Source organism: Vallitalea guaymasensis (genome assembly GCF_018141425.1).
Classification (GTDB): Bacteria; Bacillota; Clostridia; order Lachnospirales; family Vallitaleaceae; genus Vallitalea; species Vallitalea guaymasensis.
The window spans coordinates 4,228,248-4,245,575 of sequence record NZ_CP058561.1; the positions used below are offsets into that span (position 1 = coordinate 4,228,248).

13 protein-coding genes are annotated in these 17,328 nt (G+C 31.7%); 8 read left to right on the forward strand and 5 right to left on the reverse strand.

Translation table 11 applies throughout. The annotated features are described in order from the left end of the window. The first annotated feature begins 5 nt into the window (after nucleotides 1-5). The 7 genes from HYG85_RS18110 (at nucleotide 6) to HYG85_RS18140 (ending at nucleotide 8,918) form a co-directional block, all read left to right on the forward strand. A complete protein-coding gene (locus tag HYG85_RS18110) occupies nucleotides 6-1,604 on the forward strand; it encodes a response regulator (protein ID WP_212690849.1) in 1,599 nt (532 codons plus the stop codon). 252 nt (nucleotides 1,605-1,856) lie between these two features. After that, on the forward strand, nucleotides 1,857-3,350 hold the full coding sequence (locus tag HYG85_RS18115) for a sugar ABC transporter ATP-binding protein (RefSeq protein WP_212690850.1): 1,494 nt from the start codon (nucleotides 1,857-1,859) through the stop codon (nucleotides 3,348-3,350). A gap of 18 nt (nucleotides 3,351-3,368) precedes the next feature. Next, the gene (locus HYG85_RS18120; RefSeq protein ID WP_113676170.1) at nucleotides 3,369-4,346 is read left to right on the forward strand and encodes an ABC transporter permease; all 978 of its coding nucleotides are present in this window, start codon (nucleotides 3,369-3,371) and stop codon (nucleotides 4,344-4,346) included. 106 nt (nucleotides 4,347-4,452) lie between these two features. Beyond that, nucleotides 4,453-5,463, forward strand: a complete 1,011-nt coding sequence (locus HYG85_RS18125; protein ID WP_113676169.1) for a sugar ABC transporter substrate-binding protein — start codon at nucleotides 4,453-4,455, stop codon at nucleotides 5,461-5,463. A 75-nt stretch (nucleotides 5,464-5,538) separates the two neighbouring features. Then, nucleotides 5,539-6,579, forward strand: coding sequence for an NAD(P)-dependent alcohol dehydrogenase (locus HYG85_RS18130; RefSeq protein WP_212690851.1), 1,041 nt, complete (start codon nucleotides 5,539-5,541; stop codon nucleotides 6,577-6,579). Between the two features lie 25 nt (nucleotides 6,580-6,604). Beyond that, a complete protein-coding gene (gene xylB, locus HYG85_RS18135) occupies nucleotides 6,605-8,080 on the forward strand; it encodes a xylulokinase (protein WP_212690852.1) in 1,476 nt (491 codons plus the stop codon). Between the two features lie 442 nt (nucleotides 8,081-8,522). Then, entirely contained in the window at nucleotides 8,523-8,918 is a 396-nt protein-coding gene (locus HYG85_RS18140; RefSeq protein WP_212690853.1) for a hypothetical protein, read from the forward strand. Between the two features lie 403 nt (nucleotides 8,919-9,321). Here HYG85_RS18140 and HYG85_RS18145 read toward each other — a convergent pair whose 3' ends face one another. From HYG85_RS18145 to HYG85_RS18155, 3 genes are all read right to left on the reverse strand, one after another. Continuing rightward, nucleotides 9,322-10,329: a ketoacyl-ACP synthase III gene (locus HYG85_RS18145; protein ID WP_212690854.1), complete on the reverse strand. Its 1,008-nt coding sequence runs from the start codon at nucleotides 10,327-10,329 to the stop codon at nucleotides 9,322-9,324. Nucleotides 10,330-10,541: 212 nt separating this feature from the next. Next, complete coding sequence (locus tag HYG85_RS18150; RefSeq protein WP_113676164.1) at nucleotides 10,542-11,360, reverse strand: YihY/virulence factor BrkB family protein; 819 nt, start codon at nucleotides 11,358-11,360, stop codon at nucleotides 10,542-10,544. A 179-nt stretch (nucleotides 11,361-11,539) separates the two neighbouring features. Beyond that, nucleotides 11,540-12,415 (reverse strand): AraC family transcriptional regulator, encoded by an 876-nt coding sequence (locus HYG85_RS18155; protein WP_212690855.1) that lies wholly within the window; start codon nucleotides 12,413-12,415, stop codon nucleotides 11,540-11,542. 204 nt (nucleotides 12,416-12,619) lie between these two features. Here HYG85_RS18155 and HYG85_RS18160 point away from each other — a divergent pair, with 204 nt between their 5' ends. Then, entirely contained in the window at nucleotides 12,620-13,798 is a 1,179-nt protein-coding gene (locus tag HYG85_RS18160) for a glycoside hydrolase family 130 protein (RefSeq protein WP_212690856.1), read from the forward strand. Here the strand turns inward: HYG85_RS18160 and HYG85_RS18165 are convergent. Then, nucleotides 13,784-15,379: a response regulator gene (locus HYG85_RS18165; protein WP_212690857.1), complete on the reverse strand. Its 1,596-nt coding sequence runs from the start codon at nucleotides 15,377-15,379 to the stop codon at nucleotides 13,784-13,786. The two genes, HYG85_RS18160 and HYG85_RS18165, sit on opposite strands and share 15 nt — an antisense overlap. Next, nucleotides 15,357-17,216 (reverse strand): sensor histidine kinase, encoded by a 1,860-nt coding sequence (locus HYG85_RS18170; RefSeq protein ID WP_212690858.1) that lies wholly within the window; start codon nucleotides 17,214-17,216, stop codon nucleotides 15,357-15,359. The genes HYG85_RS18165 and HYG85_RS18170 overlap by 23 nt, the downstream gene beginning before the upstream one ends. Nucleotides 17,217-17,328: the final 112 nt, after the last annotated feature.

The following is a 17,328-nucleotide window of genomic DNA, read 5'->3' on the forward strand; positions in this document are numbered from 1 at the left end:
TGATTATGTATAAAGTACTTATTATTGATGATGAAGTACTGGTAAGAGTCGGATTGAAAACAACAATAAATTGGGAAGACATTGGTTTTACAGTTGTGGCTGAGGCTTCTAATGGAGAGCAGGGTTATGAACAGTATAAGAAGCATATGCCAGATGTTATTATTACTGATATAAGAATGCCGAAAAAAGATGGACTTTGGTTAGTGGAGGATGTAAGAAAAGAAAATGCAGATGTGAAGATATTAGTTCTAACATGTTACGATGAATTCTCCTATGCTAGAAAAGCCCTAAAAGTAGGTGCTGATGACTATATACTCAAATCAGAAGTTGAAGATGAAGAGCTTATAAGCATCATGAATAAAATCAAGAGTAAAATAGAAGTACAGAATAAGAAAAAGGATAAACATGACCAAGTAAAGAAGAATACAAGTGATATGAAAAGGGCTCTTTTCAATGATATGATTAAACTTGATTTTTCAATGGATAATAAACTTACCCAACGATGTAAAAATCTAGAGTTTCCATATAATGATACTAGATTCTCATTTGTGAATATAGTGATAGAGAAACATCAAGGTGAAAATCAAGAAGACAAAGAAAGGTTCAGACAAATCAAACAAGCAGTAATTAATATTCTTCATGAACAATTGAATGAAAAAAATATTGAATTCCTTTTTATAAGCTATAAAAAGAAATATAATTATCTTTTGTCTTCACCGAAATTAAGTATATCAGAATTGAAACGTATATTTTTATCTGTGAGTAATGCAGCTAAACAGTACTTTGATATTTCAGTTAATATTATATATACCAATCCAATAAAAGAAAGTATTGAACTTGGAAGCTCCTATAAGGAATTCATTAAAAAAACCCAGATTTCCTTTTATAGGGATGAACATATACTTTCTATTGTAAATACCAACAATATAGAATTCAATGACGTCAACGTTTTTGATCTAAGAAAATCTTATAATAAACAGGTTATTGAACTCATAGGTCAAGAGAGTATAGAAAAAACCAGCAGATTGATTGGTGATTTAAGTATTTATTTTAGAGATAATGATATCAATCCTAAGATAGCGAAAATATTCTACTCCAATTTAATAGGAGATATTTTTAATTCTTATGGTCAATTATACGAAGATAATACAAATATTAGTAATCTTGAATACTATCATTATCAAATAATCAATGCAGAGATTCAAAAGGAAGTTATACAATTATTAGAGGATTTCATAGATGAAGTAGTGGGTGTACTTAAAAATTTGACTCATGACCATTCCAAGTTACTGGTTAATAGAGCAATCAACTATATAGAAAACAATTATCAGCAAAAGATTTCTCTAGAAGATGTAGCTAACAACCTTAATTTATCCAAACACTATTTATGTAATATATTCAAGAAAGAAGTAGGCAAAACCATGTCTCTATATATTAATAACCTTAGAATAGAACAAGCCAAGAAAATGCTATTGAAACCAGATAACAAGATAAAAGAGATATTTGAAAAAGTAGGTTTCTCTAATCAGCAATATTTTAGTAAGGTATTCAAAAAAATAACTGGTATGACCGTAATGGAATATAGGGATAGTAAAAATATATAAATATTTATTAAGTCTTCTCATTGGAGGGGGCTATTTTTTTGCATTTTTTTATGTAGTGATTAATATAGTATAAAAAAATATTAACTAAGTATAAAAGATTGCATTCAAAAATGTAACTATTATATTTGAGTAAAATTGTATAAAACAATAATAAAATAGACCATTTATTTGGTGGTAATTTTGATATATCATTGTATTCACAAAGCGAAGATGTTAAATTGCACAAAACCATTGGAAGGAGATGAAAAGGCTATGAATCAAGATATCAAATTAAGAGTTTCCAATATTGAGAAATCATTTCCAGGTGTCAAGGCATTGGATAAAATTAATTTTACCGTAAAAAAAGGTACAGTCCATGTTATTTGTGGTGAAAATGGTGCTGGTAAATCAACTCTTATGAAAGTCATAAATGGAATTTATAAACCAGATTCGGGACAAGTATTGATTGATGAAAAAGCTGTTGATATAAAGAATCCAATTCAAGCTAGAAGTCTTGGTATATCCATGATATTTCAAGAACTGAATTATATACCTGAAATGACAATAGAAGAAAGCTTATTTGTTGGTAATTGGCCTAAGGATAAATTAGGAAAGGTTGACTGGGGTGAAATAAGAAAAAGAACTATTGATTTATTGAGAAAAGAGAATCTTTCTTACTCTCCTCAAACAAGATTAAAAGACCTGACAGTATCAGATGTTCAGATGTTAGAGATACTAAAAGCTATTTCCTATAATTCAGATATCATTATCATGGACGAACCGACTTCCGCAATAACACAAAAAGAAGTTGAAGTATTGTTCAGCAAGATAAATGAATTAAGAGATCGTGGCGCTTGTATAATATATATTTCTCACAAGATGGATGAAATATTTAGAATAGCAGATGAAATAACAGTATTCAGAGATGGAGCAGTAGTAGATTCAAGATCAAAAGATGATTATGATATGGAAACGGTAATAGCTCAGATGGTTGGTAGAAAGTTAACCAATGACTATCCAAAAGAAAAAATAGTATTAGGAGAAAATGTCCTTGAGGTTAAGAATTTGACTTCTACTAGAAACTTTAGTGATATAAGCTTTAATGTACGTGAAGGAGAAATTGTAGGTTTTGCAGGACTTATGGGTGCCGGCAGGTCAGAAGTCATGAGAGCACTTTTTGGTTTGGATAGCTATGAATCAGGTGAAATTCTCATAAAAAACAAAAAAGTAGATATTAAAAGTGTTAAAAACAGTATTGACAAAAAAATGGTTATGCTGTCTGAGGATAGAAGAAGATTCGGTATTATACCCGTTAGAAGTGTGAAAGAAAATACTTCTCTTGCAAGTCTTAAGAAATTCATCAACAAAGGTAGATTACATAAGAAGGTAGAGAATAAAACTGTGCAAGAATATTGTAAAAACATGAATGTTAAAACTCCTACTTATGAAACGACTATAGAATCATTGAGCGGTGGTAATCAACAAAAAGTTGTATTGGCTAAATGGATGGTAACAGATCCAGATATCCTAATTTTAGATGAACCAACCAGAGGAATTGATGTTGGTGCAAAATATGAAATCTATAAATTAATGACAAAATTGGCACAAGAGAAAAAGGCTCTAATAATGGTTTCGTCAGAGCTTCCTGAACTCATTGGTATGTGTGACAGAATCTATGTCATGGCAAAAGGAGAGATAACTGGAGAGCTAACTAGAGAACAGTTCACCCAAGAAAACATAATGAAGTTAGCTACAAAAACCAAATAGTAAATGGAGGAGAACAAAATGAAAACAAATAACACATGGTCATCTATTAAAAGCAAGTACAGTATATTTTTAGTACTCATAGTTCTATTCATAATATGCTGTATAGCAAATAAGAATTTTGCAACGATAGATAACCTGACTAATATATCAAGACAAATTTCCGTTGCAACCATATTAGGTTTTGGACAAACCATATTGATCATATCTGGTATGTTGGATTTATCATCCGCTTCGGTACTTGCTCTAGCTGGAGTATTTTCAGTTTCAGCTTATACATCAACAGGAAGTTTATTGATAGCTTTCATAGTTGCTATAGTAGCAGGAGTTTTTTGTAACATGATTAACGGAGTAATGATTACCAAGTTCAAAGCACCACCTTTTATCGCAACTCTTGCAATGATGACAATGGCTCGTGGTGCAGCGCTTCTATATACTAACGGGCAAAACATATATCAAATAGGAGATTATGTGAAATTTGGTCAAGGTTCAATTATGGGAATACCTACACCACTGATCTTCTTGGTAATTATTCTGATACTTACTTGGTATCTGTTGAACCATACAGTGTTTGGACGTTCTACCTATGCAATTGGTGGTAATGAAGAAGCTGCTAATGCTTCAGGTATCAATGTAAACAAGATCAAGATGAAAGCTTTTATCATTAATGGTATTTTCGTAGGTATTGCTGGTGTATTATTCATGTCTCGTGTAAACGGTGGTATGCCTAATGGTGCTGTAGGTTATGAATTCAAAGCTCTTACAGCGGCAGTAATTGGTGGAACAAGTTTTACAGGTGGTATTGGAACAGCAACAGGTACTTTAGCAGGTGCATTCATAGTTGGTTTCTTGGATAACATCATGGTATTGACAGGAGTCAACTCTTATCTGCAACAAATAGTACGTGGTGCAATTATAGCTCTTGCAGTTATCTATGATATATGGGCTAAAACAAAAAGAACTAAAAGTAAGCTTGGCAGTATTGAAGAGAAAAAATAAATTGAATCTTATATGAGTATTGTTCTCAGGAACAATAAAAATGGACTCATATTTAGATAAAAGAATAGTCTATTAACCTATTCATAAAATTTAAGGAGGAAATGAAATGAAAAAGATTTTGGTAGTCACTTTAATTTTGACAATGGTTACTTTAATGTTTGCAGGTTGCCAGTCTTCTGACAAAGAAACAAAAACAGGGGACAATACTGGGGTGTCAAATGAAAAAACAAATGATGAAGAAAAGCCTTTTAGAGTTGCATACATAGCAAGAGCTCAAGCGGATTCTTTTGCCGCATGGCTTGCAAATGCAGTTATGGAAGAAGCTGATAAATATGACAATATCAAAGTGGATGTATTTGATGGACAAGCTTCTGATGATACTGAAAACTCATTGATTGAAAATGCTATAACCAATAAGTATGATGCAGTTATCATTCAGCCAAACAATGGTGAAGCTCAAAGACCTTACGCTGAAAAAGCTGTAAAAGCAGGTATTATAACAATTACTACCAATGCACGTATTGATGGAATTGAAGGGGCATCCTCAGTAGATGCTGACCCATACTTACAAGCGGCAGTAAATGCACAAGCTGCAATAGATCAAATTCCAGAAAACGCTAATGTAGTAGTATTAAAAGGACCTCCAGGAAACTTCCATGCAGATAAGAGATATGAAAGCTGGCAGAAAGAGTTTTTTGAAAAACGTCCAGATGTAAAAGTAGTTGGTGAAGAAATAGCTAACTGGAATAAAGATGAAGCTATGAATTATATGGAAACTTGGGTTCAAGCTAATGACAAGATTGACGCAATAATCGCAATGAATGATAACATGGCTGCTGGAGCAATAGAAGTAATAAAAGATAATCCAAAATACAAAGACATCTTAGCATATGGTGTTGATGGAACTGCTGAAGCAGCATTATTAATAAAAGATGGACTTATGACTTCAACATGTCTTCAAAGTGCTTATGATTTAGCAGAATCTCTACTTGATACTGCAAATAAATTATTGACTGGTGAAGAAAAACAAATTGATATTGATATCGATTGTCCATTAATCAATAGTGAAAATGTTGATGATACAATCGAAATGCACAAAAAAGCAGGAGCATTATAAAAAGTATTCATAAGTAGATTGATTGGTACGTGACTTGGTGCACGTACCAATTTCAAAATAAGGAGGTTAATTATAATGAAAAACAGAGCAGTATATATGCAAGGAACAAACAATATGGTATTCAAGGATGTAGCTGTACCTGAATTATTACCAAAAGATGTTTTGATCAAGATAGACACAGTAGGTATTTGCGGTTCAGATGTACATTATTATCAACATGGTAAAATAGGTGACTTTGTTGTCAATGGAGATTTTATTCTAGGACATGAATGTGCTGGAGAAGTAGTACAAGTAGGAAGTGAAGTAGAAAATCTAGTGGTAGGTGATAGAGTTTGTCTTGAACCTGGCAAGACTTGTGGCAAATGTGAATTCTGTAAAGAAGGAAAATATAATCTATGCCCTGATGTAGAGTTTTTTGCAACACCTCCATATCATGGAGTTCTTCAGAATTATGTTAAACATCCAGAGGATATGTGTTTTAAACTACCTGATAATGTAAGCAATATGGAAGGTGCTTTAGTTGAACCACTAGCTGTTGGATTGCATGCAGCAAGTATTGGCGATGTAAAACTTGGAGACACAGTTGTTATCTTTGGAACAGGTTGTATTGGTCTTGTAACCCTTTTATCATGTAAAGCAAGAGGAGCTTCCAATATCATAGTTGTAGATGTATTAGAAAATAGATTGAAAATGGCTGAAAAACTTGGTGCAACTTCAGTTATTAATGCAAAAGAAACTGATGTAATTAAGCAAGTAGAATCATTGACTGATGGAAAAGGGGCTAATGTTGTAATAGATACAGCAGGAGCTGAAATCACTGTGAAACAAACTGTAGATGTAGTAAAACGTGGCGGTATCATTGTTCTAGTAGGTATGACTCCTAATGATGAAGTAAGTTTTAACTTCATGAAACTAATGGGTAAAGAAGGAGAAGTCAGAACTATCTTCCGCTATAGAAATCTATATCCTGTAGCAATTAACGCAATTGCTAGCGGGTCAATTAACGTTAAGCAAATAGTAAGTCATGAATATGATTTTGAACATACAAAAGAAGCTTTTGACTTTGTTGTAAATAACGCCAGTGAGGTTGTAAAAGCTGTAATCAAAATAGATTAATCCAACAGGAGAAAGAAGGGTAGAAATGTATTTTATAGGTATTGATATAGGAACTACATCTGTTAAAATAATTGCAGCAGATGAAAATGGAAATGTAATAAAAACTATAAGCAGAGAATATCCTATCTATTTTCCTAAACCATTATGGTCAGAGCAGAATCCAGAGGACTGGTGGGAACAATCAAAACATGGATTAATAGATTTGTTGGATGGATTAGATAAAAACAAGGTAAAGGCCATTAGCTTCAGTGGACAGATGCATGGATTAGTCACACTTGATGAGAATGATGAAGTAATCAGACCTGCAATACTATGGAATGATCAAAGAACCGATGAAGAATGCCAGTATCTTAATAAGGAAATAGGGCAAACCATAATATCCAAGTGGACAGGTAACCTAGCACTTACTGGATTTACAGCTCCTAAACTCCTATGGCTAAGAAAAAATGAACCAGAGAACTTCAATAAAATAAAAAAGATAATGCTGCCAAAAGATTACTTAGCATACAAGATGTCAGGTGTCTTTGCAACAGATATGTCAGATGGCTCAGGAACTCTCTACATGGACGTCAAAAACAGAAAATGGTCAAAAGACATGCTTGAACTCCTAGAAATATCTGAAACTCAATTACCAAAACTATATGAATCTTACGAGTCAATAGGTAATATAAATGCTGAACTAGCAAATGAACTAGGGCTAAACCAAGATGTTAAAATTGTAATTGGCGGTGGAGACCAAGCTGTTGCTGCTGTGGGAGGAGGCGTTGTAGAATCAGGCTCATGTTCTCTATCCCTTGGAACATCCGGCGTAGTATTTACATCAAATGAAAAATTCTTTGTAGATGAAAACAACAGTCTTCATTCCTTCTGTCATGCTAATGGTAAATATCATCTCATGGGTGTAACCTTAGCAGCAGCATCATCCTTAAAATGGTGGGTCGAAGAAATAAACAAGACCAATGATTTTGATAAACTACTAGATGAAGCACAAGAAGCTAAGATTGATGACAGCTTATTCTACTTACCATATCTCATGGGAGAGAGAACACCACATAATGACCCTAATTGCAGAGGTTTATTTATAGGAATGAATATGACCCATGAAAGAAAACACATGACAAAAGCCGTATTAGAAGGAGTAGCCTTTTCATTACGTGATACATTTGAAATTATGAAGGAAATGGGTATTGAAATAAATGCTATCAGCATAAATGGTGGTGGAGCCAAAAGCAGACTCTGGTGTCAAATAATAGCTGATGTACTAGATGTCAAGGTAAATAAACTTAATACTAATGAAGGTCCAGCATATGGAGCCTCCATATTAGCATCAGTGGGTTATGGACTATTTGAATCCGTGGAACAAGCCTGTAAAAAATTCATTAAAATAACCAATACCATAGAACCCAACAAAGATGATGTAAAACTATACAACAAGAAATACAATAAATTCAAAAAAATATATCCTGCAACAAAAGAACTATTCAAAGAATTGATTAAATAGGTTCATTGTTTATTCCAGTAAATTAATAGTACTAAGACCAAGTTACGATTATACCTATAGATAGGATACAACTAATATCTTATCTGTAGGTATTTTTCTATTACAATATAAAATAGGTACTAGCCTAGCGGATATGGTATAGGGTAATATGGAGCAGCGAGCCATGGACGGTGAGCTCAGCAGTTTTAAACATGGACGTTTAATCTGCTGACGTAATATTAACCTATACCATAGTAGCGGAAATTAATAACATAACTCACCTAAACCACCTATACTCTATTCATTAAAACATACTGACTTACTTATTATACTTGACTTAACACTATATTTTGTTTAATTGTGCCAGTTTGACACATAGTTGTCAAATAATTTGCTTGATATTATAACTTTTGTCTAGTATAATTGTTATTGTTGAAGATAATATACTTAAGGAGGACATGAAATGACATATGAAAATGGAAGCGCAAGATATACTATGGAAGTAAATGAAACAGAAAAATTTGTTCATTTAAGTGCATCAGGATTTTACAAAGAAGAGGATGGAGATTCTTTTATCAATGCTTATAACAAATTAGTTGGTTCTATGAATACTAATAATTATGTTTTGGTTATTAATCTAAGCAATGATTTAAAACCTTCAAGCCCTCCTGTTGCAGACAAATTGACAGATCTAATGAAAAGATATATAGAAGTTCCATTTAAAAGAAGATTTTTACTTACTGAAGGTAATATTATTACAATATCACAATTCAAGAGATTAGGAAAACAAATTCCTGGATGGGACGAAGGAATTGAATATGCAGATAATATGCAAGAGGTTAAGAGTAAATTAGCATAGTATAAAGTTAATACATATTATTAAATAAGAGCTGTCTGATATGAGTATCAGACAGTTTGTTTATGTGCAAGTAAGTCAGAAAATGTGTTTTGTTTTAAGTTGGGTACTGCAAAATGGTATATGTATATGTTACGCCAGCTACTTGCTCGTCCTGAGCTCAACAAAAAAATAATGGACATCGAGTCCACTATTTTTTCTGACAGTCCAGTAGGGCTGTCAGATTAAAAGCTGGGTTCGGCGTCCTGCCTCACTACTCCACATATACATATACCATTTTGCTTGTTTAATTGCCCGTTACAAAACACTTTTTCTTCATAGTTGCATAACGAACTTTAGTAGATATATATCTTTGACAAAGGGTCCATTTGTAAAATAAAAAACTTTTTTTATAGTTATGTATTAGTTAAAATTTGAATAAGATTGCGGTTGCAGTTGACCCTGAGCCTACTGAGATGAGGATTACTTTAGAACCTTCTGTGATTCTACCTTTTTCTAGTGCCCTTTCCAATGCCATGATAGGACTTGTTACACCGGTATATCCATATTCATTGCCGACATAGGTCAGTTTATCGCTGGATATTTGCAATTTTTCTAAAGTGGCTTTTGCTGCTGGATTTGTGAATTGTGAAAAAAGAAAATGGTCTACGTCTGTAGGTTGCATACCATTTTCTCTTGCCAGGTCTTTTATGAGTTCTACCCAATAGTCACTTATGAAATCACTTTCAAATGGAACGAAGGTCCATTTTTTATCTTCTTCTGTTACTTTTTCACCTTTTGTTATCTTTGAATATCCAATCTTAGGCATAAGAATATTATCCACTTCACTGGTTTTTGTATAATGAGTGGAATCAATGAATCCTCTTTTTATGTCTTCTTCAACTTTCTCTAGTATAACTGCTGCTGCTGAATCCCCAAAATTTCCGTAAGTTACTGGATCATTAGTGTTAACTACAGAACTAATCAATAAACCACCCACGACTAATGCTCTTTTAAATCTTTTATTAGTTTGTAATATTCGACTAACTTGGTCAAGTGCAGTTAGCATACCTATGCAGTTGCTGTTGGTATCATATACCATTTTGGCGTTATCTGCTTTTAGGAGATCGGTAAGCTTGATTGCATTTGATGGAGAAGTGTATTCAGGTGTATCCGTTGCGAATACTATTATGTCAATATCTTCAGGTTTCATTTTTGCCTGTGCCAATGCATTAATACTAGCTTCATATGCCATAGAAATGACAGTTTCATCTTTATCATCAGAAAGATATCTGTACTCTCTTTCTAGATGTGTCAATAGACCTTGTATTTCAATACCTAATTTATTAAAATGAGCTATAAGTTCATTATTACTGACTTTGTTTTTGGGATGGTATGTCCCAACTCCAATAATATTGATATTAGTATTTTTCATATACATTACTCCCTTTTTTGTAAATTCCAATGCAATATAATAGTTTTTAGGATTTTTACATATATATTTCTTTGTCTATATATTATTATTAATATAATATTCTAATTATTATGAATAAAAAAATAACTAATACAAAATGGACCCTTTGTCAAGGATGAAATAAAAAAGAGGCTTGGCCTAAGTGAAGTGACCTATAGACTTGCCTCTTTTCATTATTTGTTTTTTTCAAAGTAGATGGCGTTAAGTTCACCACCGACTAATATTATTATACTACATAGGTATAACCATATTAATAGTATAATTATACTCGCTAGACTTCCGTACATATAAGAGAAGTTACCTATTTTATCAATATAGAATGAAAAGATAAATGACATAGCTAACCAACCGATTGTAGAGAGTATAGCTCCTGGTACTACTTCTTTGAAAGTTATCTTTTTATTTGGTGACGCATTATACAACAGTATAAAAAAGAAGAATAGAAGTACCATAGCAAAAAGTATTCTGATGAAGTCAATTATTCCTTCTAACCCTGTGGGAAGATATATATATGAAAACGCTAGGTTAAGTAGCTTATTCCAAAATATAATTAACAAGAAAGTTAGAATCAATACTATTGCAAAAGCTATAGTATATATAAATGACATCAATCTTAAAAAGATATATGAACGAGTTTCTTTTTCTCTATATGCTTTATTAAGACTGGTTATTATCGCCATTATACCTTTTGATGCAGCCCAGATAGTCGCAATAAGTGCAATGGACAATAATGTATCGCTTTGGTTTTTTTCAATATCTGTAGTAATGAATCCTATAACACCAAAAATCTCATCAGGAAAGATGTCTTTGAATTGATAAAGGACATCCACATCTGATAAGGATGTATAACTAAGTATCTGCATAAGAAATAGTATAAAAGGAAAAATGGACAACAGTATATAAAAAGTGAGTTTTGAAGCCCAAGCTGTAATATCATCTGATTGTATTCTCTTGAATAAATTAACGAATACAATGGCTTTTTTAAAATTCATATAAGCTTCCTCCTACTTAATACTATCTGTGTGGATAATTATAGTAATTTTATTATAAGCAAAAACCTTACGTATAGCAAGGGACAATAAAATAAATTGGTTTAATAATTGCAATGTTTCGGTTAATATTGTAGTAGTTCGTTACAATATCATAAAGTAAAATGTAATCATAATTATTCTTAACATTTCAAGGATAAATTAGCCTGTTTAAATTTACTAGGAGACATACCTTTTATCTGATGAAATGTCCGGGTAAAAGAACAATATGACTTAAAACCAGAAGTAAAAGCTATTTCAGTTATTGATAGATCAGTTGACAGTATCAACACACAAGCATTTTTGATTCTAACCTCATTCAAAAAAGATATGAAATTCTGACCAAACTGTTTTTTGAATTGACTACTAATATAAGGTTTACTCAAATGAAATATATTAGATAATTTTTCTAATGTTATATTTTCTTGATAGTGTGAATGTACATAATAAATAATTTCCCATATAAGTTTATTGGAATTATTATTGATTGAAGTCTTGGAACTTATGCCTTTTTCTGAGGAACTATCAAGATTATGACGAAAGCGATTAACTATAATAAATAATTCAATTAATTTTGCTTTGATCATTTTGTTTTTGTATATGTAAAAGTTAGTTTGTTCTTGTAGTAATTGTTTCAATATATCTTCAATGATTAATGAGGTTTTTTTATTAAGGTATGTTATGGCAGGTAAATCTGTGAACAATAGTTCATATAAATCTGATGTTGCTGAATCAGTATCATATATTGAGTCCAAGGATATTTCTCCATTGATAAGGGAAACAGTATTACTCTTATCTGTTGATAGTTGGTGAACTTGGTAAGGGAGAACAACGCAGAAGGTTCCTGGTTCTATGATATATTCTTTACCATTAAGTTTTTCACTGCCAGTTCCTTGATATACATAGTAGAATTCTACAAAATCATGCTTATGTGGTAGAAAATAATCTAATTGGACTCTTCTATTGATTACAAATGAACTTGAACTGCTGAATTTTAAATCAACTAATTGATTAGCCATAAAAACACCTCACTTACAATGATGTAAACCAATTCTTATTAATAAATATAGAATCATAACTTAACAAAAAACAAATATATACTAGAGTATACTTAAAATTAGTATAATTATCAAGTGTAATTATTGAAATTAACAGATAATTATAATTAGCTGAAAAGATGAATGGAAAAACATTAGTATAAAAGAGTAGAGAGGAGAATGAAGATGATACATGAAAAATATTATGACCTATTAAAAAAGCAAAATAAATTATTGAAGAGAAAGAATATGGTGAGTGATGGATTTTATAACGGGGTTTATGAAAGATATGTATATCCTGTTGTAACTAGACATCACATACCTCTTCACTGGAGATTTGATTTGGATAAAAGAAGGAATCCTCAGTTTATTGAAAGGCTAGGTATCAATGCGGTGTTCAATCCAGCTGCTATATATGTGGATTCAAAATATTATCTAATATGTCGTGTTGAGGGTTTAGATAGAAAATCTTTCTTCGCCGTTGCAGAGAGTGATAATGGGATAGATAATTTTAGATTCATCAACAAACCTCTTTACTGGGAAGATATTGATAAGGAAGAAACTAATATATATGACATGAGATTGGTTAAACATGAGGATGAATGGATTTATGGTGTTTTTTGTTCCGAAAGTAAAGAAGGTAATTGTAAGCAAGGGGATACGTCTAGTGCTGTGGCTAAAGCTGGATTAGTACGTACTAAGGATTTGAAATCATGGGAAAGGTTACCTAATCTAAAAACACCATCACCACAACAGAGGAATGTGGTACTTCACCCAGAATTCATCAATTCCAAGTATGCTTTTTATACAAGACCACAAGATGGTTTCATCTCAACAGGATCAGGTGGTGGTATAGCCTTGGGACTATGTGATGACATATTGAATCCAGTAATCAAAAAAGAAATGGTTATTGATGAGAAGAGATATCATACAGTCTATGAAGTCAAAAATGGAGAAGGTCCAGCTCCTATAAAAACAAATAAAGGATGGATACATATAGCTCATGGAGTAAGAAATACAGCAGCTGGATTAAGATATGTTCTATACACTTTTGCTACTAGCTTAGAGGACCCTTCTAAAGTAATTGCAAAACCAGGAGGATATTTCGTTGCCCCCTATGATAATGAACGAGTTGGAGATGTATCAAATGTGGTTTTCTGCAATGGAGTCATGGTTAACGAACAAAATGAAGTATTCATGTATTATGCTTCCAGCGATACGAGAATCCATGTGGCTACAACAACTGTAGATAAGTTGATTGATTATACCTTCAATACACCAGAAGATGCCAACAGGTCTCTGGATTGTGTAAAACAGCGTATACAGTTGATTGATAATAATATTAAACTGCTATCGGAATTTTGAAGGATGGATTCCTGTAATCTTTTTAAAAACTGTACTGAAATAATATGGATTATCAAATCCTACCATTTCAGCTACCTCAAAAACCTTGAAGTTACTGTCCTTTAGAAGTTCCTTGGCTGCCTCAATTCTTATCTCAGTAATCTTCTTGGTTATAGTAATCCCAGTTTCCTTCTTGAAAATCTGGCTTATATAATTTGGTGTTAAACCAACTTGCTCTGATATTAATTTTACAGTTATGTTTTTAGTGTATTGATGTTTGATTATATCATTGATCTCATTAACGACATATCTGTTTTTCTGATTGAGTTTATTATTGAAGTAAGCAGTTATTTTATCAAAAAGACCAAGTATATAATTTTTCAAATCATCGTAGGTATTCAATTTATTGATATCATTACATAGTTTAATAGGTTCTTCCACAATGTCACTAAGATTTTCTTGTATCTCATATAATGAACGGGTAGTTATAAAAATAAGCTCGGTAAAAATGCTTTTGGTGTATTCTTCAGGGGTGAATGAAGAACTTTCAATGTGATTGAAAATCTGACAGAGTACATCGTTAACTGTTGTTAGATTACCTAGCTTTATCCCGTTCAACAATTTTTCTTCTATGATATGTAGTTTAACATATTCAAGTGTATCTGCTTTATAAGTCAAGTCTTTTGAGTTTATTACAGTATTTATACCAGAATAGAATTTATATTCCAAGCAGGTTTCAGCAGATTTATAAGAGTTGTACAGCAATAATATTGAATCCACTTTTTCACCTATGCCTATAGAAACTTTTATTTCAATATATTTATTAAGGGCAGTCAAAAGCTCTTCACAGATATCGCTTATTGATTCTATTCGGTCATAATTGAATATGATGATGAATTCATTTTCATTGATATTGAAGCAGATACCATAATCATAAGAAGCTAGTAGTTCATTACATATATTTAATATAGACATCAAAATAAGTTCATAATTCTCTTCAGAGTTCTTGGAAAAACTACCAGTGATTTCATCAATCACCATTTTACAGGCAACAAAAGGTTTAGAGCCTACAAAAGGAATATTAAGGAATTTGCATTTGTCATATATTATTTTTTCGTTTGAATACTTTCTGAATATTATATTGCAAAGGAACCTGTCTTTGATAGCTGGTATATTATCATATAATTGTTTTTTCAACTGCTTGAATTTGACTGCATGTTCCTTTTCATCATTAATGGAACTAACTACTTTCTCTACAATTTCGATTAACTTATTTTTCTTTATGGGTTTCAATATGTAACCCTCTGTATTTAATTCTATTGCTTGCTGAGCATAAGAAAAATCTTCAATTCCGCTTACTATTATAATTCTAGTTTTATAATTTTGCATTTTCAGTTTTTGAGCCACTTCGATTCCGGTCAGATGTGGCATCCTAATATCAGTGAATAATATATCTGGCTTCAGTTCTTCACATAAAGTAAGAGTTTCAATACCATTCTTTGCTACTCCTACTACTTCAATATTATAAGCTTCCCAGGGTAGAATATTTTTAAGACCTTCCCTTACAAGTATTTCATCATCAGCAATTATCATCTTTAACATTATTATCCTCCTCATAAATCATAAAAGGCAGGGTAATGGTTGCTGTAATTCCTGTAGTTTCATTTTCTGAAAAGATTATGCCATATGTATCACCGAAGTAGCTTTTGATTCTCTGATTAACATTCCTTAGTCCATAAGAGCTACAGCTACTAGAGGTGTCATTGATTATATTGTTAAGCATATCAATGTCAGCACCTATACCATTATCACTAACTGTTATAATTATATTATTATTTTCCTTGAGACAAACAATTTCTATGAATCCTGGTTCATCAGTTGGTTCTATACCGTGAATGATTGAGTTTTCAACTAAAGGTTGAAGAGTTAGCTTGACAATAGAACACTCTTTTATCTCTTCATCACAGTAAATAGAATAGTCAATTATATCTGGAAATCTTATTTTTTGTATGGTCAAATAACTCTCAGTTTGTATTAGCTCATTTTTCAATGGTATTATTGTCTTACCTTTGCTTAAGCTGTATCTAAAGAAATCCGATAAGGATGTAACCATTATACTAATATCCTCTGCATCATATTTTAATGAAAGCCAGTTGACTGCATCAAGTGTATTATATAGAAAATGGGGATTAATCTGAGCCTGTAAAGCTTTGAACTCTGCCTCTTTCTTTTCATTCTCGATTTCCTTTATCTTAACAATTGAGTTCCTGATCTTTTTGTTTGCTGCGTTATAGTGGTCTATCAGGTAACTGAATTCATCATTGAAATGATAATCATCAATCTTGACATATAGATTATCCGTATCAAGAGTACCCATAGATTCTACTAGTTTCTTTATAGGATTGGAGATCCTATTAGCCAGCAATAAAGCAAAGCTTAGACTGATGATGAGTATAATGAGTATAACTAGCTTTATGAATTTTTGAGTTTTATACAGGTCTTTGTTAAGTTCATTAAGTGGCGTTATTCCAACTATTTTCCAGTTTATATCATTAATGGTTTTTGTAGATAAGAGAGTCTTTGTATCATTGTAGTCAATGATTTGAGTATTAAATTTATTACTATCGTTTATTGGCATATAGGATGAAAAGAAAGATTTGAAATTAGCGTTGATAAACTTATTTTCAGTACTCGCTATTATCCAATTGTTTTCGTTAAGTACAAATATAGTACTTCCATTAGTGGGTTTTAGATTAATTAGCATCCTGCTTATTTCATTCATTGGCAATTGAATTGTTATTAAACTAGAAAAAGATAAATCATAATTTTTCAATCCGAATAATTTACGAACATAGTTGACTCCTTGAGGCAAGTTGTTGTTTTTACTTCTAGGAAAATACATTATTCTAGGGCTTGAATCTGGGGAAATACTAGGATACCATGATGTTATTTGGACTTCTTCCAAATTGAATATGTTAGTATGAAATTTGTAATCACCAAATTGATACACGTATAGTTTGGTCTTGGATTTGTTGAAATAGTTCAATGTGGAAGTATATGTATTAAGAACATTTTCAAAAGCTGAAGATTGAGTTATAGGGTCTTTTATGACTTTATATCTTGAGTATAGGTAATAGTAATGTTTAGATGGTGAATAAGATAATAGATCCAACATTTTATCATCTAAATAAATCTGTGTAACAACTTTATCTATTAGATTGATTTCTTTCTGGATGTTGTTTTCTAGCAGGTTGAAATTCATTTCTAATATGTTTTCCGTTTTATTAGTGAGACTTTCAGTTGATTTAGTATATATGATTGAAGAAATGATCGCAGTGGGAATTATGATGATTAGTAAAAATGTTATAATCAGCTGGTTTTTAATTGTTGATATTCTTTTGGATAAAAATTTCTTGAAAGATAGTAGTTTTTTAATCATTGATTATCACCATATTATATATTTGTTAGAAACATATCTTAAGTAAATACTTATTTAGATTATAATAATACAACAGAATGTATATAACGTCCATATAAATATCAACGTTTTT